The organism is Pseudorhodoferax sp. Leaf267 (assembly GCF_001422405.1).
GTDB lineage: Bacteria > Pseudomonadota > Gammaproteobacteria > Burkholderiales > Burkholderiaceae_C > Pseudorhodoferax.
This window is the reverse complement of sequence record NZ_LMMV01000025.1, coordinates 18,057-39,061: the sequence shown is the minus strand read 5'-3', so window position 1 is coordinate 39,061 and position 21,005 is coordinate 18,057. Positions and strand designations below refer to the sequence as shown.

Annotated in this window: 23 protein-coding genes; 13 read left to right on the top strand and 10 right to left on the bottom strand. The window is 70.1% G+C overall.

Features of this window, described 5'->3' with window-relative positions; translation table 11 throughout:
• Position 1: 1 nt before the first annotated feature.
• Positions 2-1,000: an ABC transporter substrate-binding protein gene (locus ASF43_RS25340; protein ID WP_056187592.1), complete on the bottom strand. Its 999-nt coding sequence runs from the start codon at positions 998-1,000 to the stop codon at positions 2-4.
• Between the two features lie 49 nt (positions 1,001-1,049).
• Positions 1,050-2,780: an allophanate hydrolase gene (gene atzF / locus ASF43_RS25335; protein ID WP_082498169.1), complete on the bottom strand. Its 1,731-nt coding sequence runs from the start codon at positions 2,778-2,780 to the stop codon at positions 1,050-1,052.
• A gap of 90 nt (positions 2,781-2,870) precedes the next feature.
• Between atzF and ASF43_RS25330 the strand changes: the two genes are divergently transcribed.
• The 3 genes from ASF43_RS25330 (at position 2,871) to ASF43_RS25320 (ending at position 4,905) form a co-directional block, all read left to right on the top strand.
• A complete protein-coding gene (locus ASF43_RS25330; protein WP_056187589.1) occupies positions 2,871-3,143 on the top strand; it encodes a YlcI/YnfO family protein in 273 nt (90 codons plus the stop codon).
• Between the two features lie 39 nt (positions 3,144-3,182).
• Positions 3,183-3,497, top strand: a complete 315-nt coding sequence (locus tag ASF43_RS25325) for a type II toxin-antitoxin system RelE/ParE family toxin (protein WP_056187586.1) — start codon at positions 3,183-3,185, stop codon at positions 3,495-3,497.
• A gap of 73 nt (positions 3,498-3,570) precedes the next feature.
• Positions 3,571-4,905 carry an amidase gene (locus ASF43_RS25320; protein WP_056187583.1) on the top strand — a complete coding sequence of 445 codons (1,335 nt, stop codon included), beginning with the start codon at positions 3,571-3,573 and terminating at the stop codon, positions 4,903-4,905.
• A 35-nt stretch (positions 4,906-4,940) separates the two neighbouring features.
• Here the strand turns inward: ASF43_RS25320 and ASF43_RS25315 are convergent, their stop codons facing one another.
• The gene (locus ASF43_RS25315; protein WP_082498168.1) at positions 4,941-6,434 is read right to left on the bottom strand and encodes an aminotransferase class V-fold PLP-dependent enzyme; all 1,494 of its coding nucleotides are present in this window, start codon (positions 6,432-6,434) and stop codon (positions 4,941-4,943) included.
• A gap of 131 nt (positions 6,435-6,565) precedes the next feature.
• Here ASF43_RS25315 and ASF43_RS25310 point away from each other — a divergent pair, with 131 nt between their 5' ends.
• Positions 6,566-7,024, top strand: a complete 459-nt coding sequence (locus ASF43_RS25310) for an Lrp/AsnC family transcriptional regulator (protein ID WP_056188524.1) — start codon at positions 6,566-6,568, stop codon at positions 7,022-7,024.
• Here the strand turns inward: ASF43_RS25310 and ASF43_RS25305 are convergent, their stop codons facing one another.
• The 3 genes from ASF43_RS25305 to ASF43_RS25295 form a co-directional block, all read right to left on the bottom strand.
• A complete protein-coding gene (locus ASF43_RS25305) occupies positions 7,025-7,426 on the bottom strand; it encodes a RidA family protein (protein ID WP_056187580.1) in 402 nt (133 codons plus the stop codon).
• On the bottom strand, positions 7,423-8,289 hold the full coding sequence (locus ASF43_RS25300) for an alpha/beta hydrolase (protein ID WP_082498167.1): 867 nt from the start codon (positions 8,287-8,289) through the stop codon (positions 7,423-7,425). Before ASF43_RS25300 ends, ASF43_RS25305 begins: the two co-directional genes overlap by 4 nt.
• A 405-nt stretch (positions 8,290-8,694) precedes the next feature.
• Positions 8,695-9,603 (bottom strand): LysR substrate-binding domain-containing protein, encoded by a 909-nt coding sequence (locus ASF43_RS25295; RefSeq protein ID WP_056187578.1) that lies wholly within the window; start codon positions 9,601-9,603, stop codon positions 8,695-8,697.
• A 74-nt stretch (positions 9,604-9,677) separates the two neighbouring features.
• Here ASF43_RS25295 and phnA point away from each other — a divergent pair, with 74 nt between their 5' ends.
• The 5 genes from phnA (at position 9,678) to creC (ending at position 15,861) form a co-directional block, all read left to right on the top strand.
• Positions 9,678-10,916, top strand: coding sequence for a phosphonoacetate hydrolase (gene phnA / locus ASF43_RS25290; protein ID WP_056187576.1), 1,239 nt, complete (start codon positions 9,678-9,680; stop codon positions 10,914-10,916).
• A 61-nt stretch (positions 10,917-10,977) separates the two neighbouring features.
• Entirely contained in the window at positions 10,978-11,943 is a 966-nt protein-coding gene (locus tag ASF43_RS25285) for a tripartite tricarboxylate transporter substrate binding protein (protein ID WP_056187574.1), read from the top strand.
• Positions 11,944-11,966: 23 nt separating this feature from the next.
• Positions 11,967-13,643 (top strand): Na/Pi cotransporter family protein, encoded by a 1,677-nt coding sequence (locus tag ASF43_RS25280; RefSeq protein ID WP_056187572.1) that lies wholly within the window; start codon positions 11,967-11,969, stop codon positions 13,641-13,643.
• A 26-nt stretch (positions 13,644-13,669) separates the two neighbouring features.
• Positions 13,670-14,410, top strand: coding sequence for a two-component system response regulator CreB (gene creB / locus ASF43_RS25275; protein ID WP_056187569.1), 741 nt, complete (start codon positions 13,670-13,672; stop codon positions 14,408-14,410).
• Positions 14,407-15,861, top strand: coding sequence for a two-component system sensor histidine kinase CreC (gene creC / locus ASF43_RS25270; RefSeq protein ID WP_056187566.1), 1,455 nt, complete (start codon positions 14,407-14,409; stop codon positions 15,859-15,861). Before creB ends, creC begins: the two co-directional genes overlap by 4 nt.
• Here creC and ASF43_RS25265 read toward each other — a convergent pair.
• Positions 15,858-16,814 carry a LysR family transcriptional regulator gene (locus ASF43_RS25265; RefSeq protein WP_056187563.1) on the bottom strand — a complete coding sequence of 319 codons (957 nt, stop codon included), beginning with the start codon at positions 16,812-16,814 and terminating at the stop codon, positions 15,858-15,860. The genes creC and ASF43_RS25265 overlap by 4 nt on opposite strands.
• Before the next feature lie 102 nt (positions 16,815-16,916).
• On the opposite strand from ASF43_RS25265, the gene ASF43_RS25260 reads away from it, so the two are divergent.
• Genes ASF43_RS25260 through ASF43_RS25250 form a run of 3 tightly spaced genes read left to right on the top strand, consistent with a single transcriptional unit; the run spans position 16,917 to position 19,533 of the window.
• Entirely contained in the window at positions 16,917-17,759 is an 843-nt protein-coding gene (locus ASF43_RS25260) for an ureidoglycolate lyase (RefSeq protein WP_056187559.1), read from the top strand.
• A 17-nt stretch (positions 17,760-17,776) separates the two neighbouring features.
• Positions 17,777-18,523 carry an SDR family NAD(P)-dependent oxidoreductase gene (locus ASF43_RS25255; protein WP_056187556.1) on the top strand — a complete coding sequence of 249 codons (747 nt, stop codon included), beginning with the start codon at positions 17,777-17,779 and terminating at the stop codon, positions 18,521-18,523.
• Positions 18,524-18,555: 32 nt separating this feature from the next.
• Complete coding sequence (locus ASF43_RS25250) at positions 18,556-19,533, top strand: tripartite tricarboxylate transporter substrate binding protein (RefSeq protein ID WP_056187553.1); 978 nt, start codon at positions 18,556-18,558, stop codon at positions 19,531-19,533.
• Here ASF43_RS25250 and ASF43_RS30180 read toward each other — a convergent pair.
• Genes ASF43_RS30180 through ASF43_RS25240 form a run of 3 tightly spaced genes read right to left on the bottom strand, consistent with a single transcriptional unit; the run spans position 19,517 to position 20,326 of the window.
• The gene (locus ASF43_RS30180) at positions 19,517-19,711 is read right to left on the bottom strand and encodes a hypothetical protein (protein ID WP_082498166.1); all 195 of its coding nucleotides are present in this window, start codon (positions 19,709-19,711) and stop codon (positions 19,517-19,519) included. The genes ASF43_RS25250 and ASF43_RS30180 overlap by 17 nt on opposite strands.
• 16 nt (positions 19,712-19,727) lie before the next feature.
• The gene (locus ASF43_RS25245) at positions 19,728-20,027 is read right to left on the bottom strand and encodes an addiction module antidote protein (RefSeq protein WP_056188521.1); all 300 of its coding nucleotides are present in this window, start codon (positions 20,025-20,027) and stop codon (positions 19,728-19,730) included.
• A complete protein-coding gene (locus tag ASF43_RS25240; protein WP_056187550.1) occupies positions 20,027-20,326 on the bottom strand; it encodes a type II toxin-antitoxin system RelE/ParE family toxin in 300 nt (99 codons plus the stop codon). The genes ASF43_RS25245 and ASF43_RS25240 overlap by 1 nt, the downstream gene beginning before the upstream one ends.
• A 138-nt stretch (positions 20,327-20,464) precedes the next feature.
• On the opposite strand from ASF43_RS25240, the gene ASF43_RS25235 reads away from it, so the two are divergent.
• Positions 20,465-20,953, top strand: a complete 489-nt coding sequence (locus ASF43_RS25235) for a hypothetical protein (protein WP_056187547.1) — start codon at positions 20,465-20,467, stop codon at positions 20,951-20,953.
• Positions 20,954-21,005 lie beyond the last annotated feature (52 nt).

The following is a 21,005-nucleotide window of genomic DNA, read 5'->3' as shown; positions in this document are numbered from 1 at the left end:
CTCAGCCCTTGTAGAGCATCGAGTCGACCATGAGCCGCGACGAGAAGATGCCCTTCTCACTGAACAGGTCGAAGAACTTCTGGAAATGCGCGACGTCGGCGGGCTTGAATTCGTCGAACATCATGTAGGCGGCCAGCGGCACCTCGCCGGTGAGCGGGCCTTCGATGGCGGTGTAGCCCTTGAGGTACTGGCGCGCCGCGTCGGGCTGGCTGCGCACGTAGGCCACGCCCTTGGCGTAGGCGGCGATGAACTTCTTCGCCTCGGCCGGGTTCTTCTTGATGAAGGCCGAGGTCAGCGATGCCGAGCCGCCGAACCACGGTGCCATCGGGTCGCCCAGCACGTACTTGGCGATCACGCCGGCCTCCAGCACCTTGGTGGTGCCGTTCAGGCGGCCGATGGTGCCGGTGGGCTCCAGCGTGTAGCAGCCGTCGAGCTGGCCCGCGGCCAGGGCCGCGACATGCTGGCCGATGGGCAGCTCGACCACGGTGGCACCGGTGGCGCCGCCGCGCTCGAGCACGGTCTTGGCCAGCGTCACGTTCTGGATGCCGGGGCCGGAGCCCACACGCTTGCCCTTGAGGTCGGCCATCACCTTGGCGCTGCTGCCGGCCGGCACGATGACCTCGTCCAGCACATGCCTGGCGTTGCTGGGGTTGGAGCAGAAGATCTTGAACGTGCCCGGCGCGGCGATCTCGCCGATGGCGATGTTGGCCGAGCCCGTGCCGTTGGCGCTGCCGTCGCAGCGGTCGGACAGCATGCCCTCCATGATCTGCTGCGCACCGGCAAACTTGAGCGGCTCCACGTTCAGGCCGGCTTCCTTGAAGTAGCCCAGCTCCACGGCCGCGTAGAACGGCAGGCCGGCCGCGATGGGCCAGTAGCCGACGCGGATCTTGGGGCCGACCTGCGCGCGCACGGCTGGCGCGCCCAGCAGCGCCAGCGCGGCGCCGGCCTGTTGCAGCACGCGGCGTCGCGAGGGCTTGGAGGATGCGGAAGCTGGAACCATGGGACTCTCCCTGAGAACGAACGGTGGATGGATGGCGGCGCGCCGCGGCTCACTGCTGCTGTGCCTGCGCCTGAAGGAACGCGCGCCAGCCGCCGTAGGCGCTGATGTCCTGCGCGCCCTGCAGCGCCTGCGGCTCGCAGACGAAACCCTGGGCCTGGCTGCCATCGGCGAGCCGCAGCGTGCCGATGCCCAGCGGCGGCGGAATCAGCGCGACGAAGCTGCCGTACTGCGCGACCGGCATGCGCCAGACCTCCACCGCGATGGCGTGGCCCTGGCCGGGCGCCACGCGCAGTAGGCCGGGCTTGGGCGGCACGGTGCCGGGCAGTGCGTAGAAGCGGTAGTCAGGCGCGGTTTCCGTCGCGCGCACGAGCCAGGCGCCGCGCTCGGTGAGCTGGCTGTTGAGCGGCAGGCCGGCCAGGTGCGCGCCGACCACGACGACATCGACGGTGGCCGGTTTCGCGACGGCCGCAATGGGGCGCGGCGGTGGCAATGGCAGGCCCGTGGCGCCCTGCGCCAGGCCCGTGGCATGGTGGTAGCGCTGGCCCAGGTCGGCCAGCTGCCAGTCGCTGCCGCACGGGCCGATCAGCGTGATGCCGAAGGGCAGGCCGTCCGGCCGCAGGCTGCTCGGCACCGAGATGGCGGCGTAGTCGAGCAGGTTGACGAAGTTGGTGTAGGTGCCCAGGTGGCGGTTGAGCACCACGGGGTTGGCCTGCATCTGCGCCACCGTGTAGTGCGTGGGCGCGGTGGGCACCAGCAGCACGTCGATGCGCTCCCAGATCGCGGCGGCCTGCTGGCCGAAGGCGCGCAACTTCGTCTGGGCCTCGACCAGGTCGGCCGCGCTGTAGGCCTTGCCGGCGTTGAGGATGCCGCGCACCGGTTCGATGATCTGCGCGTCGTGGGCGTCGACGAAGCCGCGCACGGCGGCGTAGCGCTCGGCCACGAGCGCGCTCTCGTACAGCAGGTCGGCCGCACCGGCCAGCGGCGTGTAGTCGATGGAGACTGGCGTGCCGCCCAGCTCCATGAGCTGCGCGATCGCCTGGTCGAACGCGTCGGCCGCGGCCTGGTCGCCCTGGAAGGCCAGCAGCGAGGGCACGCCGAAGCGAAACGCGGCCGGGAACGGCGTGTGGGCCAGCAGGAGGCGGCGGCTGTAGGGGTCTTGCGCGTCAAAGCCCTGCGCCACGGCCAGCACGCGCGCGGCCATGTCCACCGTGCGCGCGAAGATCGACACGCAGTCCACGCTCTGCGCGGCCGGCACTACGCCGCGCGTGCTGATCAGGCCCTTGCTCGGCTTGATGCCCACGATGTTGTTGAGACCCGCCGGCACACGGCCCGAGCCGGCCGTGTCCGTGCCCAGCGCGAAGTCGACCTGGCCCGTCGCGACCACATAGGCCGAGCCGGAGCTGGAGCCGCCCGACACATAGGCCGGGTCGATGGCGTTGGGCACCGGCCCATAGGGCGAGCGCGTGCCGTTCAGGCCGCAGGCGAACTGGTCCAGGTTGGTCTTGCCGTGCAGCGCCGCACCGGCATCGAGCAGGCGCTGCACCACCGTGGCGTTCGCGCCCGGCTCATAGGCGAAGGCCGGGCAGGCGGCCGTGGTCGCGAAGCCTGCGGCGTCGATGTTGTCCTTGGCCGCGAAGGCCAGCCCGGCCAGCGGGCCGCGGGCGGCGCCGGCAACGGGCTGGGCGGCCCTGGAGATCCAGGCGTTCTCGGGCTCGGCGGTCGTGACGGAGGGGCCGGGAAGGGAAGGGTTGAGTTGCACCACTTTGACGCATCCATTCATGTGTACAAGATGAGATGCAAGCAATGTGCCAATTGCTGATGGCTTCGTTGCACTGGCCTTTTGCAATCCAAACGCAATACACTGGCCGGCATGAAGACCGCGGTGATTCCCCAGGTTCGTGTCGATCCCGGTTTGCGGGCTGATCTCGAGACCGTGCTGGTGCCAGGTGAGACGCTGTCCGAGTTCGTCGAGGCCTCGGTCCGGCGTGCCGTGGAAGTTCGACGCGCGCAAGCCCATTTCCAGGCACGGGGTCAGGCCGCCTGGGAGAACTACGAGCGCAGCGGGGTGGCCGTGCCGGGGGACGCAGTGCTCGCCAGACTGCAGGCCAAGCTGGATGCCCGGCGAGCCCAATTGGGCGGTTGAAGCCAGGGCCGCACGGCCAAAGCCAGCATGGAGGCCCCCATGAGCTTCCAGGTTCTGTTCACCCCGGAAGCAGATGACGATCTGGAGCGCCTCTACGACTTCCTGCTGGACGGTGCCGAGACGCTGGAAGACCTGCACCAGGCCGAAGCTGCAATGCAGTCCATCCGAGCCGCCGTGCTGACCCGCCTGACCACCACGCCGTACATCTTTCGCAAAGTGGGCGCGAGCCCCACACGGCGCGAGTTGATCGTCCCGTTCGGGGCTTCGGGCTACGTCGCCCTGTACGAGATCGCCGACGCCTCGCGGGTGCTCGTGCTGGCGGTCCGGCACCAGCGCGAAGAGGACTACCACTGACACACGCCAGCCGGCGCCGATCCCGGTCTCCTCGCGCACGCGTTTACGATGCGGTCCCCCACGGAGCACACCCATGACCGCCCCTACGATCGCCGCCCTGCGCGCCCGCCTCGACGCCAGCCATGTCTCGCACGAAGCCCTCGTCACACAGGCACTCGACGGCGCGGCCGGAGCGGCAGCGACGCACGTCTTCACGCGGCTCTACGCCGACGCCGCACTGGCCGCCGCGCGCCATGCCGACGCGGCGACGAAGGCCGGCGTGCAGCTGCCGCCGCTGGCCGGCCTGCCGGTCTCCATCAAGGACCTGTACGACGTGGCCGGCGAGACCACGCTGGCCGGCTCCGTCGTGCGACGCGGCGAACCGCCCGCCGCGCAGGACAGCGTCGCCGTGCAGCGCTTGCGTGCGCAAGGCGCAGCCATCGTGGGCAAGACCAACATGACCGAGTTCGCGTTCTCCGGCGTGGGCATCAACCCGCACCACGGCACGCCGCGCAACCCGGCCGATGCGGACATCGCGCGCATCCCGGGCGGCTCGTCCTCGGGCGCGGCCGTGTCGGTGGCGCTGGGCCTGGCGGTCGTCGGCCTGGGTTCGGACACGGGCGGCTCGATCCGCATCCCGGCCGCGCTGTGCGGCATCGTGGGCTTCAAGAGCACGCAGTCGCGCACGCCGCGCACGGGCGCGTTCCCGCTGTCGCAGACGCTGGACACGGTCTGCGCGATGGCGCGCTCGGTGCAGGACTGCCTGGTCGCCGATGCCGCGCTGGCCGACGCGCCACTGCAGGTGCGCCGACGCCCGTTGCAGGGCCTGCGCCTGGCGGTGCCGGCCACGCTGATGTTCGACGGCGTCGACCGGCCCACGGGCCGTGCGTTCCAGCGCGCCGTGTCCAGGCTCTCGGCGGCCGGCGCGCAGATCGTCGACATCACGCTGGCGGAGCTGGCCGAGATCGCCAAGATCAACGCGCCGGGCGGCTTCTCGCCCATCGAGGCCGCGGCCGTGCACCGCGACACCATCGCCGCGCGCCGGGCCGGCTACGACAGCCGCGTGGCGGCGCGCATCGACCTGGGCATGACCGTGGGCGCTGCCGACTACATCACCATGCAGCAGCGCCGCGCCGACTGGATCGCCCGCATGGAAGGCGCGCTGGAGGGATTCGACGCGCTGCTGTGCCCCACGGTGCCGATCGTCGCGCCGCCCATCGCCTCGCTGGCGACCGACGAGGCCTTCTTCCAGGCCAACGGCATGCTGCTGCGCAACACCTTCGCGATCAACTTCCTGGACGGCTGCAGCTTCAGCCTGCCGTGTCAAGAGGCGGGCGCGATGCCGGCGGGACTGATGCTGTCGTCGGTGCGCGGCGACGACGCGCGGCTGGCGGCCGTGGCGCTGGCCGTGGAGGCGGCGCTGGGCTGATCGCCGGGGCGGTCAACGGCTCTGCGGGCGGCGCACTACGCGGCGTTCCACTGCGCCAGGCCGCCGGCCAGGCTCCAGGTGTTGGCATGGCCCTGGCGGCGCAGGGCGGCCGCGGCCTGGGCGCTGCGCCGGCCGCTACGGCACACGAAGATCACGGGCGTGGTGGCCGGCAGCCCCTGCCAGCGCGGCAGCGCCTCGTCCAGCGACGACAAGGGCACGGCTTCGGCAGCCAGTCCGGCGGCGGGCTGCAGGCTTTGCTCATCGGCCTCGCGCACATCGACGACCAGCGGGCTCGGCCGTGCCTGCAGCGCCTGGCGCACGGCTGACGCATCCATCTCGCATGCCGCCTCGCCCTGCGCACCCGCCGCACGCAGGGCGGCACCGCAACCGCGCAGCCGGTCGCAGGCCTGCGCCACGAACGCCGCATCGTCCACCGCGCCGAACGACAGGCGCACGGCCGACGCAGCCTGCCAGGCCGGCAAGCCCATGGCCTGCAAGACGTAGCTCGGCTCGGCGCGCGCGGCGCTGCAGGCAGACCCGCCGCTCACGCGCAGCCCCGCGGCGTCGAACAGGCCGATCAAGGTCTGCGCAGGGACACCGGGCACGGCGATGTTGAGCGTGGTCGGCAGGCTGGTGGCGAACGGGGCGTTGAACACCACGCCCGGGAACGCGTCCTGCAGTGCGGCGGCGAGCTGCGAGCGGTGGGCCTGCAGCACGGCCGGCGCGGCGAACACATCGCCCGCGTCCAGCGCCTGCAGCACCGCGCCGAAGGCGGCAATGCCGGCCATGTTCTCGGTGCCGGCGCGCTGGCCGTCCTCCTGGCCGCCACCGGCCTGCAGCGGCGTGAACGGCGCACCCTCGCGCACATACAGCAGGCCGATGCCCTTGGGCGCGTAGAGCTTGTGGCCCGAGAACGGCGCGTAGTCGATGCGGCGCGCCTGCAGTTGCAGGTCCAGCTTGCCCAGTGCCTGCACGCCATCGACCAGCCACAGCGCCGGGCTGCCCGCCAGCGCGTCGGCGATGCCGTCCAGGTCGCTGATGGCGCCCGTCTCGTTGTTGGCGGCCATGGTGCAGACCAGGCCGGCGTGCGCGGCGTGGCTGCGCAGCCAGGCCAGGTCGTGCCGGCCGTCCAGGCCCACCGGGATCGCCTGCACGCGCAGGTGCAGGCCGAGCAGCGCGTTCCAGTGCCTGATCGCCTCGGGCACGGCCTTGTGCTCGGTGGCCCCGTAGAGCAGCAGCGCGGGAACCGTCTGGCCGGCATCGCGCCGCTGGCGCAGCGCGTGCAGGGCCGACAGCACGGCCGTCTGGATGCCCTCGGTGGCGCCGCTCGTGAACAGCAGCCGGCCGCTCGGCACGGCCAGCACGCGGCGCGCGGCGGCGCGCACGCCATCGAGCAGCGCGCGCGCCTTCAGGCCCGCGCCATGCGTGCTGCTGGGGTTGCCGAACAGGTCGGCCATGGTGGACAGCGCCGCGGCGCGGGCTTGGGGCAGCACGGGCGTGGTCGCATTGGCGTCGAGGTAGATTTCCATGGGCAAAATTTTGCAAGCCATGCCGCGCAACATGGGTCCAAAATGCAGCGCTTCCTCGTGCGTCAATGGAAACTTCTTCTCCAAAAAGCCACATCAAGAGAAAATTCACTCTCATGGACTCAAGCCAGCCCCTGGACAAGATCGACAAGGCCATCCTCGACGCGCTGCAGACCAACGCCATGGCCTCGCTGCAGGAAATCAGCGCGCTGGTGCACCTGTCGGCCACGCCGTGCTGGCGCCGCATCCAGCGGCTGGAGCGCGAAGGCTTCATCCTGCAGCGCGTGGCCCTGCTGAACCCGGCCCGGCTCAACGTGGGCGTGACGGTGTTCGTCTCGGTGCGCACCAGCCAGCACAACGAGGCCTGGGCCAGGCGCTTCACCGAGGTGGTGACGGCCATTGCGGAGATCGTCGAGTTCTACCGCATGAGCGGCGAGATCGACTACCTGCTGCGCGTGGTGGTGCCCGACATCAAGGGCTACGACGCGGTCTACCAGCGGCTGATCCGCGAGGTGGAACTGTCCGACGTGAGCTCCAGCTTCGCCATGGAGCAGATCAAGTTCACGACCGCACTGCCGCTGGGCTACGCCTGATCAGGCTGCGCCTGGGGTGTCCTGCCGGCGCGCCGTCGCCTCGATCTCGATCTTCATGCGCGGATCGGCCAGCCCGGCGCTGATCATCATCGCGGCCGGCTTCACCTCGCCCAGGTACTGGCGCATCACCGGCCAGCACTGCGGGAACAGGCTGGCGTCGGGCAACACGTAGGTCACGCGCACCACGTCGGCCAGGCTGCTGCCGGCCTGCGCCAGCGCGGCGGCGATGTTGCGGAAGCACTGGTCGGCCTGCGCCACGATGTCGTCGGCAATCGTCATGGCGGCGTAGTCGAAGCCGGTGGTGCCGGACACGAAAACCCACTGGCCGTCGACCACGGCGCGTGAATAGGCCATTTGCTCCTCGAAGGTGGAGCCGGAACCGATGCGGATGCGCGTACTCATGGGATCTCCCTTGGCAAATCGCCCACGGCCTGCGCGATCAGGGCCAGGGCTTGCTGGTGCAAGGCGCTGCCGGGGTCGATCAGGACGTCCAGCAGGCTGAAGTGGTCGGCGCCCGCCACCACCAGGGCCTGGCTGTGGTTGCCCGCGCCCTGCCAGGCCTGGTGCATGGCCGCGTTCTGCGCGAGGAAGGCCGCCGTCTCGGCGCCACCCACGGCGAACAGGGCCGGCGGCGCGCCGCCGGCCACACGCAGCAGCGGCGAATGGCGCCGCGCGCTGGCCGCGTCCAGGCCCAGGTTCGCATTCAGCGTGACGCCCAGCAGCGGCGCCAGGTCGTACACGCCCGACAGCGCCAGCACGCCCGCGATGGCAAAGCCGTGCGCGCCCCAGTCCGACAGGCCCAGCTCGGCGGCGATGTGGCCGCCGGCCGAATGCCCGGCGGCAACCATCGGCAGCGGGCCGCCCGGCAAGGCCCGCGCATGCCGGTGCACGGCCAGCGTTGCGCGGCGCGTGGCGGCCAGCAGGTCACCCATGGACACGTGCGGGCACAGCGGGTAGTTGACCAGTGCCACCTGCACGCCCGCGCGCGTGAAGGCCGGCGCGATGAAGCGGAACAGGGACTTGTCGCGCGACTGCCAGTAGCCGGCGTGGAAATACACCATCGTTGCGCGCGGCGTGCCCTGGGCCGCAAAGAAGTCGAAGGTTTCGCGCGCGGCCTCGCCGTAGCGGATGTCGCGCTGGCCGGCCGCGCTGGCCGTGGCGCTGTCGGCCTCGAAGCGCTCGAGCAAGGCCGCGAAATGGGGCCGGCCCTGGCCCGTCAGGTACTGGAACTGGGCATCGTCGGCAGGCGGCGTGTCGGGGGGCATGGGCGGGCTCCGGGTGGCGTGCGAGGGCGGGGGCCGCAGCTTACGCGAGCCGTCAGTGCTGGCCGATACGGGCGCCCCATCCACCACACCGGCAACCGGCAATGATCAAAGTCAGCGTGATGTACGCAGACCCGCCGGGCGCGCGGTCGACCACGCGTATGACCGCGACCAGCACATGCCGCTGGTGCAGGCCCGCAGGGTGCACATGTGAATTTCTACGCTGTGGACAAGAGCCTGTCCGGCGGCGCACCGGGCGAACCAGCCACCTGCTCCCTCTTCCCCCCTGGGAGAGGGCTGCGGTGAGGGCTCTGCGGCGATGAACATCCACACCGCATCCCCACCCCATCCACCGCTTGTGCGTCCTGCCATCCACAGCCTTGTCCACAGCGCGCTGCGCGACGATGGCTACGAGCCTGCGTGGTGCGCCTGTTCCGCATCGGCAGACGCGAACAACCACTGCAGGAACTCGCGCAGGAACTTCGGCTTGTCCGAGTCCATGGGCACCATCGCGTAGTAGAGGCTGCCAGGGATCTGGCAAGCAGGAAACGGAGTGGCGATGCGCGACTGCGTGCAGTCATTGGACAGCGTGGGAAACGGACCGATGCCCAGCCCCATGCCGTCCACCACCGCTTGCAGCGTGACGAAGAAATGGTCGAAGCGCAGGTGCTGCGTACCGCGCAGGCCGCCGCATCCAGCCGCCTCGAGCCACGCTTCCCAGTCGCCGGGCCGCGTCTCGGTCGACAGCAGGACGGCCTTGGCCAGGTCGCGCGGCTTCTTCAGCGACACCGACTGCAGCAGCGCCGGGCTGGCGATGACGGTGGCCGATTCGTGGAACAGCGGCGTGGTCTCGAACTGGGTCTCGTCGCTCGGCGTGCGGCGGATGGCCACGTCGAAGCTGCCCTTGAGCACCGGCTCGCTGCTGAACGCCGTGGACACCCGCACCTCCGTCTGCGGATGGCTGCGCCGGAATTCCACCAGCCGCGGGATCAGCCAGCGCATCGCCAGCGTCGCCGGTGCGTTGACACGGATCACCTTGCTCGTGGCCGCCTTGCCGTAGCGGCGTGAGGCGTCGCCGATGTGGTCGAACGCCGCGCTGATCTCGCGCGCATAGGCCCTGGCATGGGCCGTGGCCACCATGCGCTGGCCCTCCTTGCGGAACAGCGGCTGGCCCAGCGCGCGCTCCAGCAGCTGGATCTGCCGGCTGACGGCGCCGTGCGTCAGATGCAGCTCGCGCGCAGCGTCGGTGTAGCTGCCGGCGCGCGCCGTCACTTCGAAGATTCGCAAGGCGTTGAGAGGGGGGAGCTGGTGCGGCATCTGTGAGCTTTCATCACGTGACTGCCATTATTTGTCGATGGTGTGAGCAAGTTCAACACCATAAGCTTCCTCACATGCAAAACCCAACCCCCGCACCAGACGCGATCCGCGTCAACGAACGCTCCTACCAACTGCCGCACGTGCCGACCGTGATCGTCTGCATCGACGGCTGCGAGCAGGAGTACATCAACCAGGCCGTGCAGGCCGGCGTCGCGCCGTTCTTCGCGAGGCTGGCCACCGACGGCACGGTGCTGTCCGGCGACTGCGTGATGCCGTCCTTCACCAACCCGAACAACCTGTCCATCGTCACCGGCGCGCCGCCCAGCGTGCACGGCATCTGCGGCAACTACTTCTTCGACGCCGAGCAGAACGCAGAGGTGCTCATGAACGATGCGCGCTACCTGCGCGCACCCACGGTGCTGGCAAAAATGGCCGCCGCCGGCCAGAAGGTCGCCGTCGTCACCGCCAAGGACAAGCTGCGCAGCCTGCTCGGCCATGGATTGCAGGGCATCTGCTTTTCCGCCGAGAAAGCCGATACCGCCACGGTGCAGGCCAACGGCATCGACGATGTGCTGGCCAAGGTCGGCAAGCCCCTGCCCTCGGTCTACAGCGCCGACCTGTCCGAATTCGTTTTCGCGGCCGGCGTGATGCTGCTGGAGACGGTGCGCCCCGACCTGATGTACCTGTCCACCACCGACTACGTGCAGCACAAGTTCGCGCCGGGCACGGAGGGCGCCAACAGCTTCTACGCCATGATGGACCGCTACCTGCGGCGCCTGGACGAAGCAGGCGCCGTCATCGGCATCACGGCCGACCATGGCATGAATGCCAAGACCGACGCGCTGGGCAGGCCCAACATCGTCTTCCTGCAGGACTGGCTCGACGCGGCCTTCGGCCCTGGAAAGGCCCGGGTGCTGCTGCCCATCACCGACCCCTACGTCGTTCACCACGGTGCGCTGGGTTCGTACGCCACCGTGTATGTGCCGAACGCTGCGGATCTCCCACGGGTGACGGGCGCGCTGCAGCAACTTCCGGAGGTGGAACAGGTGCTCTCACGGCATGAGGCGGCGCAACGCTTCGAGCTGCCGCCGGACCGCATCGGCGACCTCGTCGTGCTGAGCAGCCGGCTGTCGGTGCTGGGCACATCCGCCTCGCAGCACGACCTGTCCGGCCTGACGGTGCCGCTGCGCTCGCATGGCGGCCTGTCCGAGCAGCGGGTTCCGGTGCTGCTGAACCGCCGCCTGCAGGGCGCGGCTCCCGCCCGGCTGCGCAACTTCGACGTCCTCGCCCTGGCGCTGAACCAGACCGCCTGAGACAGCGGCGCTGCTGGACGGCCAGCGGCCACCACACCCACAACGACCGGAGACAACCACGATGGATCGACATGTCACCCAAGCACTGCTCTGCCTCGCGCTGGCCGCTGGCGGCCCCGCCACAGCCCAGTCCTATCCGGACAAGCCGGTCCGCCTGGTGGTGGGCTTCGCGGCGGGCGGTTCCACCGACAAGCTGGCGCGCGTGCTGGCGATGCGCATGACCGAACTGCTGGGCCAGTCGGTGGTCGTGGACAACCGGCCCGGTGCGGCAGGCAACCTGGCGGCCGAGGCCGTGGCCGCAGCGCCGGCAGACGGCTACACGCTCTTCATGTCGACCGTCAGCAGCCAGGCGATCAACCCGCACCTGTACAAGCTGCGTTTCGATCCGGCCACGGCATTCGAGCCGGTGGCGCTGGTGGCCAAGTACCCGCTGCTGCTGGTGGTGCCGCAGCAGCTGCGGGTCAACACCGTACTGGAACTCGTCGCCTACGCCAGGAACAACCCCGGCAGGACCTTCTTCGCCTCGTCGGGCAGTGGCTCGCCAGCCCACCTGGCCGGCGAGATGTTCAAGGCGATGGTCGACGTCGATGTCCAGCATGTGCCGTACCGCGGTGGCGGCCCCGCCATGCTGGCGCTGATGTCCAACGAGGCGCAGTTCGGCTTCGAGACCATTCCCAGCGCCATCGGCTATGCGCGCAGTGGCAAGCTCAAGGGCCTGGGCGTCACGTCCGACGAGCGCTCCACGGCGGCGCCCGACCTTCCGACCATGCAGGAGGCCGGCCTCAAGGGCTTCTCGGTGACATCCTGGGCCGGGCTGGTGGCCCCGGCGGGCACACCCAAGGCTGTGGTGGACAAGCTCGCGCAGGCCACGGTGGCGGCCATCAACAGCCCATCGGTCGGCACCGCGCTGGCGGCCGACGGCGCGCAACCGGGCGGTGGCACGCCGGCCGAGTTCGGCAGGTTCATGCGCGATGAACTCAAGGCCTGGGCCGGCGTGGTCCGTGCCTCCGGCGCCAAGGTCGACTGACCACCGCCGACACCCCCACGCGCATGCAGCACCTGTTGAATCTTCTGGCCGCGATCGCCCTGCTGGTCTGGGGCACGCACACCGTGCGCACCGGCATCCTGCGCGTGTTCGGCACCAACCTGCGCCAGGTGCTGGCGCGCAGCATCCGCAACCGCGGCACGGCAATGGCCTCGGGCATCGCCGTCACGGCCCTGGTGCAGTCGAGCACGGCCACGGCCCTGATCGTGGCGTCGTTCGTGGGCCAGGGCCTTGTCAAGCTGCCTCTGGCGCTGGCCGTCATGCTGGGCGCCGACGTGGGCACCAGCCTGATGGCAGTGGTGTTCTCGTTCGACCTGTCGTGGCTGTCGCCGCTGTTCATCCTGGTCGGGGTGGTGCTGTTCATCGCCCGCCCGGCCACGGATGCCGGCCGCATCGGGCGCATCCTCATCGGCCTGGGGCTCATGCTGCTGGCGCTGCGGCTGGTGTCGGCATCGGCCGCCGCCGTCACGCAATCGTCCGCGGTCAAGGCCATGCTGGGCTCGCTCGGCAGCGACCTGTTGCTGGAGATCACGCTGGGCGCCGTACTGGCCATCGTTGCGTACTCGAGCCTGGCCATCGTTCTGCTGACCGCCACGCTGGCCGCGTCGGGCGCCGTGTCGCTGGACGTGGCGCTCGGCTTGGTGCTCGGCGCCAACCTGGGCAGCGGGTTGCTCGCCGTCCTGACCACCGCCCGGTCCGCTGTGGAGGTGCGCCAGGTGCCACTGGGCAATCTGGTGTTCAAGGTGATCGGTGTCGCGACCATCGCGCCTTTGGCGGGCCTGTGGTCGCACCATGCGCGCCCCGCCCTGGGCGACGATGCCACGGCGGTCGTGCTGTTCCACCTCGGCTTCAACGCGGCGGTGGCGGTGCTGCTGCTGGGCTTCACACAGGTGGCGGCCGGCTGGGTGCAGCAGTGCCTTCCTCCGCCCGAGCCGGCCCCCGCGGCCGGCCGGCCACACCATCTGGACCCGTCCGCACTGGCGACACCGTCGCTGGCGATCGCGTGCGCCACGCGCGAGGCCTTGCACCAGGCCGACGTGGTGGAGACCATGGTACGCGGGCTGCTGCAGGTCATCCAGCGCAACGACCTGCGGCTGGCGCAGGAGCTGCGCCAGCTGGACGACACGGTGGACGCGCTCTACTCGGCCATCAAGTACTACCTGACGAAGATCTCGCGCGAGGCCCTGGCCGAGGCCGAAAGCCGGCGCTGGGCCGACATCATCAGCTTCACGATCAACATGGAGCAGATCGGCGACATCGTCGAACGCGTGATCACCGACATCGAGGACAAGAAGATCCGCAAGGGCTACAGCTTCTCGCAGGCCGGCATGGCCGAGATCTGCGAGCTGCACGCCCGCCTGGTCGGCAACCTGCGGCTCAGCATGGGCGTGTTCCTGCACGGCACGGAGCGCGATGCACGCAAGCTGCTGGAGGAGAAGGCCCGGTTCCGCGACCTGGAGCGCGCCTACGCCGGCACGCACCTGGCACGCCTGCGCAACAACACGGCGCAGAGCATCGAGACCAGTTCGCTGCACATCGACCTCATCAGCGAGCTCAAGCGCATCAACTCGCACATCTGCTCCATGGCCTATCCGATCCTCGAGTCGGCCGGCGCACTGGCGCCGAGCCGCCTGCAGGCGGCGGCGTCCAGCACGGCCCTGGCGCCTGCCGACCTCGGTTGAGGTGGCGGGCGCCGTACCATGCCGGCATGCAACCGCCCGCCCCCGACAGCCGCGCCCGCATCCTGATCGCCGAAGACGAATCCGGCATCGCCGACACGCTGCGCTACGTGCTGCGCGCCGACGGCTACGAGCCGGTGTGGTGCGCCACGGCCGGCGAGGCGCTGGCGCAGTTCCGCGCCCAGGTGCCGGCACTGGCCATCCTGGACGTGGGCCTGCCGGACATGAACGGCTTCGAGCTGTTCCGCCGCCTGCACGAGCTGCCCGGCGCCGACGCCGTACCCATGCTGTTCCTCACCGCGCGCAGCGACGAGATCGACCGCGTGGTCGGGCTGGAGCTGGGCGCGGACGACTACATCGCCAAGCCCTTCTCGCCGCGCGAGCTGGTGGCGCGCGTGCGCACCATCCTGCGGCGCAGCGCGCGTGGCGGCGGCGTGCCCGCGGCACCGGTGGCCGCCACGCCACCCGTGTTCCAGATCGACGGCGAGCGCCGGCAGATCCGCTACTACGGCCGCGCCCTGGACCTGTCGCGCTACGAGTACGGCCTGCTGGCCCTGCTGGTGCAGCGCGCCGGCCGCGTCTACACGCGCGACGAGCTGCTGGAGATGGTCTGGGACGACGCCGCGCAGAGCCTGGACCGCACGGTGGACGCCCACATCAAGACGCTGCGCGCCAAGCTCAAGGCCGTGGCGCCGGAGGTCGAGCCGATCCGCACGCTGCGCGGCACCGGCTACGCGCTGCACGAGAACCTGCCCGCGACCTTGCCGTGAGCCGCCGCACGCGCATCTTCGTGGGCATGCTGGCGATCTACGTCGCCGGCATCGCCTTCCTGCTGGTCCGCGTGGTCGGCGACATCGACCCGCGCTACCGCGAGTCGGCCGAGGAATCGCTGGTCGACACGGCCAACCTCATGGCCAGCCTGATCGAGCAGGACGTGCACGGCGAGCGCATCGAGCCGGCGCGGCTGGAGCCGCTGCTGCGCAACCTGTACGCGCGCCAGTTCGACGCCGAGATCTACGGCCTGCGCAAGACGCGCGTGGACCTGCGCCTGTACGTGACCGACGCTGACGGCCGCGTGATCTTCGACGCGCAGCGCGAGCGCACGGGCCAGCACCTGGGCGAGAACTTCGTCGAATGGCGCGACGTGCGCTACACGCTGGACGGCCTGTACGGCGCGCGCACCTCGCGCGACGTGGCGCACGATGCCACCAGCTCGGTCATGTACGTGGCTGCGCCCATCCGCAGCCGCGATCGCGTGACCATCGGCGTGGTCAGCGTGGGCAAGCCGGTGCAGAGCTTCGGCAAGTTCGTGCAGGACGCGCGCTGGCGCACGATCTGGGTCGGCGTGGGCTCTGCGCTCGCCCTGCTGGTGGGGGCCGTCATCGTGTCGGTGTGGCTGGTGCGGCCGTTCGGCCTGGTGCGCGACTACCTGGCCTGGACGCGCACGCAGCCGCGCCTGCGCCCCGGCCCCATGGCGCGCCATGCAGTGGCCACCTTGCGCAGCGGCGTGCACGAGATGCGCGACGCGCTGACCGGCCGCAACACGGTGGCCGACTACGTGCAGACGCTCACGCACGAGATCAAGAGCCCGCTGTCGGCCATCCGCGGTGCGGCCGAGCTGCTGGAAGACCCTGCCATGCCGGCGGCCGACCGCGAGCGCTTCCTGGCCAACATCACGCGCGAGACGCAGCGCGTGCAGGAGATCGTGGACCGCATGATGGAGCTGACCGCGCTGGAGAGCCGCCGCGTGCTGGAGCACGCGCAGGCCGTGCCGCTGGCGCCGCTGCTGGAGGAACTGGCCGCCAGCCACCAGGCCGCCGCGGCAGCGCGCGGGCTGCGCCTCGACCTCGCGCTGCAGGACCAGCCCGTGGTCTGGGGCGACCCCTTCCTGCTGCGCCGCGCCGTCGCCAACCTGCTGGCCAATGCGATGGACTTCGCGTCCGCGGGCAGCGCCATCGAACTGGGCTTGCACGCCACGGGCCGCCGTGTGCGCATCACCGTGCGCGACCACGGCCCCGGCATCCCGGCCTATGCCCAGGCCCAGGTGTTCCAGAAGTTCTATTCGCTCGCGCGGCCCGCCAGCGGCAAGCGCAGCACGGGGCTGGGCCTGGCGTTCGTGCAGGAGATCGCGCAGCAGCACGGCGGCAAGGCCACGCTGGAGAACGCGGCTGGGGGCGGAGCGCTGGCGACGCTGGGGCTACCTGCGCGAAAGCCCGACTAAGCCGGTGCAGCGGGCCCAGGCTGCGCGCGCGCCGCATCGCGCAAGCATTGCGCCAGCATGCCGGTCAAGGGTGAGGACTGCGCGCCGTGCCGCGTGACGATGCCGTAGCCCTCGTGGCGCGCGGTGATGGCGATCGGTAGCCGCGCGGCGACGCCGTGGTGCTCGCAGAAGGCCATGGTGGCCTCGGTCATCAGCGCCACGGCCTGGGTGTCCTCGCGCAGCAGCAGCATGGTGGCGAAGGTGGACGCCGTCTCCACCGCGTGGCGCGGCAGCGCCAGGCCGGCCTCGTGGAAGGCACGCTCCAGCAGCGAGCGCAGCGGCAGATGGGCCGGGTAGAAGATCCATGCGCAGCCGGCCAGCTGGTCCAGCGTGACAGGGCCGGCCTGCAGCAGCGGGTGGCGCGGGTGGGCCGCCACGGCCACGTGCTCGTCCAGCAGCGGCTCGTAGTGGAACTGCTCGGGGTACGGCAGCACCGTGGTACGGCAAACCGCCAGGTCCAGCCGGCCCTCGCCCAGCAGTTGCAGCAGCTCCACGCTGGTGGCCTCGCGCACCTCGACCGACAGCGCCGGCTGCTGCGCGCGCAGCCGGCCGATGGCCGCCACCAGCACGCCGTGCAGCGCGCCCGCGATGGCGCCGACCGCGATGCGCCCGCCGCTGCCGCGCAGCACGCCCTCGATCTCTTCACGCAGCTGGCCCACGTCGGCCGCGATCAGCCGGGCATGGCGCAGCACGCATTGCCCCAGCTCGGTGGCGGCCATGCCACGCGCCGAGCGCGTGAACAGCGGCGCGCCGAAGGTCAGCTCGATCTCGTGCAGCGCGCGTGTGAGGCCCGGCTGCGTCATGCCGGTGCGCTGAGCGGCCTTGTGCAGGGAGCCGTGCTCGTCCAGCGCGATCAGCAGCGACAGGTGGCGAAAGCGCAGGCGCGCCAGGATGGAGGGCAGGCTGGGGACCATGGGTAATGACAGTTTGTTATCAGGCGATCATAGGTCGTCACTATGCAAACCGTGCCGCCGGCCGTCCAATGCGCGCTCGCATATTGACTCTGGAGACCTGCCTTGAAACTGCTGCGCCACGGCCCCGCCGGCCAGGAAAAGCCGGGGCTGCTCGATGCGTCCGGCGCATTGCGCGATCTGTCCGCCCATGTGGACGACATCCATGGCGCCACGCTGGACGCCGCCACCCTGCAGCGCCTGCGCGCTCTAGACCCCACCACGCTGCCGCGCGTGGAGGGCCAGCCGCGGCTGGGGCCGTGCGTGGGCCGCATCGGCAAGTTCGTCTGCATCGGCCTGAACTACGCCGACCACGCGGCCGAGTCCAACATGCCCGTGCCCAGCGAGCCGGTGATCTTCAATAAGTGGACCTCGGCCATCGTCGGCCCGAACGACACCGTGCTGATCCCGCGTGGCTCCGAAAAGACCGACTGGGAAGTGGAGCTGGGCGTGGTGATCGGCCGCACCGCCAGCTACGTCGAGGAAGCCGACGCCATGGACTACGTGGCCGGCTACTGCGTGGTCAACGACGTGTCCGAGCGCAGCTACCAATTGGAGCGCGGCGGCACCTGGGACAAGGGCAAGGGCTGCGACACCTTCGGCCCCATCGGCCCCTGGCTGGTGACGGCCGACGAGATCCCCGATCCACACGCGCTGCCGATGTGGCTGGACGTGGACGGCCACCGCTACCAGAACGGCAACACGCGCACCATGGTGTTCCGCGTGCCGCAGCTGATCGCCTACCTGAGCCGCTTCATGACGCTGCAGCCCGGCGACCTGATCTCCACCGGCACGCCGCCCGGCGTGGGCATGGGCTGCAAGCCGCCCGTGTATCTGCGCGCGGGCCAGACCATGCGCCTCTCCATCGAAGGCCTGGGCGAACAGCAACAGACCACGGCGCAGGCCTGACCACACCAGGAATCCACATGATCCAGTACGACTACGAAGGCGGCCATGCCGTCGTGACCGGCGGCGCCCAGGGCATTGGCTACGCCATCGCCCAGCGGCTGCTGGCCGGCGGCGCGCGCGTGACGCTGTGGGATGCCGACGCCGCCGCACTGCGCGATGCGCGCGGCACCCTGGGCGAGGGCGTGCACACCGAGCAGGTGAACATCACCGACCTGGCGGCCGTGGAAGCCGCCGTGCGCGCCAGCGAGGCGCAGCAGGGCCCGGTCGCCATGCTGGTCAACAGCGCCGGCATCGCCGGGGCCAATGCGCCGCTGGCCGACTACCCCGCCGCCGAATGGAACCGCGTGATCGAGGTCAACCTCACGGGCACCTTCCACGTGAACCGCGCCATCGTGGCCGGCATGGTGGCGCGCAACTACGGCCGCATCGTCAACATCGCCTCGGTGGCCGGCAAGGAGGGCAACCCCAACGCCGCGGCCTACAGCGCGTCCAAGGCGGCCGTGATCGCGCTGACCAAGAGCCTGGGCAAGGAGACCGCGCAGCACAATGTCGCGGTCAACGCCATCACGCCCGCCGCCGCGCGCACCAAGATCTTCGAGCAGATGTCGCAGCAGCACATCGACTACATGCTGTCCAAGATCCCGCGCGGGCGCTTCGTCGAGGTGACCGAGGTCGCCGAGATGGTGGCCTGGCTGCTGTCGAGCGAGAACTCGTTCACCACCGGTTCGGTGTTCGACCTCTCGGGCGGCCGCGCCACCTACTGATTCCATTCACCATCGTTCAGGGAGACAAGCCCATGCAAGGCAACCGCCGCCATTTCCTCGCCACCACCGGCGCCATCGCGCTGGCCGGCGCACCGGCCTTCGGCGTCCACGCCGCGGACTACCCCAGCCGCCCGATCGAACTCATCGTGCCGGTTGCCGCCGGCGGCGGCACCGACATCGTGGGCCGCGCCTTCGCCGATGCCGCCAAGCGCTACCTGCCGCAGCAGCCCATCGTGGTCATGAACAAGCCGGGCGCCAGCGGCTCGGTCGGCACGGCCGAGGTGATCAACGCCAAGGCCGACGGCTACAAGATCGGCCTGATCATCTGCGAGATCACCATCATCCCGAACCTGGGCATCACCAAGCACACGGCATCCGACGTGCGGCCCATCGCGCGGCTCAACGCCGACCCCTCGGCCATCACCGTGCGCGCCGACGCGCCCTGGCAGACGGTGGAGGAGTTCCTGGCCGATGCGCGCAAGCGCAAGGACCCGGTCACCATCGGCAACGCGGGCCCGGGCTCGATCTGGCACATCGCGGCCGCGGCGCTGAGCGACAAGACCGGCATCGCGTTCAACCACGTGCCCTTCCTGGGTGCGAGCCCGGCCGTGCTGGCGCTGCTGGGCGGCCATGTGGATTCGGTGACCGTGAGCCCGGGCGAGGTGGCCCAGCACGTGGCGGCCGGCAAGCTGCGCACGCTGGCGCTGATGGCCGACCAGCGCATCCGCAACCCCGGCTTCGAGAACGTGCCCACGCTCAAGGAGCGCGGCATCGACCTCACGGTGTCGGTGTGGCGCGGCCTGGCCGCCCCCAAGGACACGCCGTCCGACGTGGTGGCCACACTGGCCGACGTCGCCCGCAAGGTGGCCGAGGACCAGGGGTTCCGCGACACGCTGGCCAAGGCCAACCTGGGGCTGGCCTATGCCGATGCGGCCGGCTTCCAGCAGACCATCGACCGCGACCGGGCGTTCTACAAGGACTTGATTCCGAAGCTCAAGATCCAGAGTTGATCGCGCGCGCAGGCGGGCGCCCCCGACGGCCGCGCACCGCTTTGAGCGGGGTCATGGCTTGCAACTGCTTCGGCGTGAGAGATTGCGCATCCGGGTCGGCCTTGGCCGTCTCCGTGATGGCGCGGTCTTCGGCAACAGTCGGCATGACGATGGTTGGCCGCTTGGTCACTTTGGACATCGTGCTTCACCACGCCTCAGATGGGGTGCGCCGTGAATCGAACCCCCAGCGCACGCGCCACCTTGAGGATGGTGTCCAGCCGCGGCTTGGCGCCTGGGGCCAGGGCCTTGTACAGGCTTTCCCGGCCCAAGCCCGCATCCTTGGCCACCTGCGCCATGCCCTTGGCGCGCGCCACATCACTGAGCGCGAGCAGCAGCAGATCCGTATCCTCGGTTTCAAGCACGGCCGTCATGTATTCGGCAATGGCGGCGTCGTCGGTCAGGTAGCGCGCGGCATCGAAGGGAAGAAGCTTCGGCTTCGTCTTGGAGGTCACCATCATTCAAGCTCCAGTTGCTGCAGGATTTTCTGTGCCCGCTTGATGTCTCTTGCCTGTGTGGACTTGTCGCCGCCCGCAAGCATGACGACGAGGATGTTCTGGCGCTTCGTGCAATACAGGCGGTAGCCAGGACCGAACGCGATACGCATTTCTGAAATCTCGTGGCCCACCGACTTCCAGTCGCCGAGATTTCCGGCTTCGGCCAGACGCAGCCTGGCAACGATGCGGAGCTGCGCCTTGACGTCTTTCAGGCCATCAAGCCACGCCTGAAACCCCTGCGTCTGCTGCACCGTGAACATGGTCGAACTGTATCTACATGGATACGATTGTCAATGCAGCCGGCGCATTGGCCGACATCTGGGTCGGCACACTGCCGGCATCTCCACTCCCTGGCGGACCCTAACGTCAACCATCTTCAACTTTGCCAGGAGACACACATGAAAGACCAAGACAAAACCGCCACGGGCCTGGGCGCCGCAGTCGGCGGCATGACGGGTGGCGTGGCCGGCGGTGCGGCCGCGGGCGCGGCCATCGGCGGCGTGACAGGGCCGGTGGGCATCGCCGCAGGGGCCGTGATCGGCGCCGCCGTGGGCGCGATGGCGGGCAAGGGGCTGTCCAAGACCGCCGACCTCGCGGCCGAAGATGCCTACTGGCGCGACAACTACAGCGGCCGGCCCTACGCCAGCGGCGGCAGCTACGACGACTACGGCCCCGCCTACATGCACGGCGCGACGGCGTATGGCAAGTACGCCGGCCGCTCGTTCGACGATGTGGAACCAGAGCTGAGCCGTGACTGGAGCAGCGCGCGGGGCCGTTCGTCGCTGGAGTGGGAGCACGCACGCCATGCCTCGCGCGACGCCTGGCAGCGCGTGAGCGATGCCATCGAGCGTGCCGTGCCCGGCGATTCGGACCGCGACGGCAAGTAGCCCGACCTGCATCTAGCCTCCTGCCCGCACCGCGCGGGCTTTTTTTTTCGCC

Excerpts from the sequence above, each read along its gene's own strand:
- ASF43_RS25265 (WP_056187563.1), bottom strand. The coding sequence starts at position 16,814 with ATGGTCCCCAGCCTGCCCTCCATCCTGGCGCGCCTGCGCTTTCGCCAC.
- ASF43_RS30180 (WP_082498166.1), bottom strand. The coding sequence starts at position 19,711 with ATGTCCAAAGTGACCAAGCGGCCAACCATCGTCATGCCGACTGTTGCC.
- phnA (WP_056187576.1), top strand. The coding sequence starts at position 9,678 with ATGCAAAACCCAACCCCCGCACCAGACGCGATCCGCGTCAACGAACGC.
- ASF43_RS25250 (WP_056187553.1), top strand. The coding sequence starts at position 18,556 with ATGCAAGGCAACCGCCGCCATTTCCTCGCCACCACCGGCGCCATCGCG.
- ASF43_RS25255 (WP_056187556.1), top strand. The coding sequence starts at position 17,777 with ATGATCCAGTACGACTACGAAGGCGGCCATGCCGTCGTGACCGGCGGC.
- ASF43_RS25280 (WP_056187572.1), top strand. The coding sequence starts at position 11,967 with ATGCAGCACCTGTTGAATCTTCTGGCCGCGATCGCCCTGCTGGTCTGG.
- atzF (WP_082498169.1), bottom strand. The coding sequence starts at position 2,780 with ATGAATGGATGCGTCAAAGTGGTGCAACTCAACCCTTCCCTTCCCGGC.
- ASF43_RS25330 (WP_056187589.1), top strand. The coding sequence starts at position 2,871 with ATGAAGACCGCGGTGATTCCCCAGGTTCGTGTCGATCCCGGTTTGCGG.
- ASF43_RS25340 (WP_056187592.1), bottom strand. The coding sequence starts at position 1,000 with ATGGTTCCAGCTTCCGCATCCTCCAAGCCCTCGCGACGCCGCGTGCTG.
- ASF43_RS25305 (WP_056187580.1), bottom strand. The coding sequence starts at position 7,426 with ATGAGTACGCGCATCCGCATCGGTTCCGGCTCCACCTTCGAGGAGCAA.
- ASF43_RS25320 (WP_056187583.1), top strand. The coding sequence starts at position 3,571 with ATGACCGCCCCTACGATCGCCGCCCTGCGCGCCCGCCTCGACGCCAGC.
- ASF43_RS25325 (WP_056187586.1), top strand. The coding sequence starts at position 3,183 with ATGAGCTTCCAGGTTCTGTTCACCCCGGAAGCAGATGACGATCTGGAG.
- ASF43_RS25315 (WP_082498168.1), bottom strand. The coding sequence starts at position 6,434 with ATGGAAATCTACCTCGACGCCAATGCGACCACGCCCGTGCTGCCCCAA.
- ASF43_RS25235 (WP_056187547.1), top strand. The coding sequence starts at position 20,465 with ATGAAAGACCAAGACAAAACCGCCACGGGCCTGGGCGCCGCAGTCGGC.
- ASF43_RS25245 (WP_056188521.1), bottom strand. The coding sequence starts at position 20,027 with ATGGTGACCTCCAAGACGAAGCCGAAGCTTCTTCCCTTCGATGCCGCG.
- ASF43_RS25240 (WP_056187550.1), bottom strand. The coding sequence starts at position 20,326 with ATGTTCACGGTGCAGCAGACGCAGGGGTTTCAGGCGTGGCTTGATGGC.
- creB (WP_056187569.1), top strand. The coding sequence starts at position 13,670 with ATGCAACCGCCCGCCCCCGACAGCCGCGCCCGCATCCTGATCGCCGAA.
- ASF43_RS25300 (WP_082498167.1), bottom strand. The coding sequence starts at position 8,289 with ATGCCCCCCGACACGCCGCCTGCCGACGATGCCCAGTTCCAGTACCTG.
- ASF43_RS25295 (WP_056187578.1), bottom strand. The coding sequence starts at position 9,603 with ATGCCGCACCAGCTCCCCCCTCTCAACGCCTTGCGAATCTTCGAAGTG.
- ASF43_RS25285 (WP_056187574.1), top strand. The coding sequence starts at position 10,978 with ATGGATCGACATGTCACCCAAGCACTGCTCTGCCTCGCGCTGGCCGCT.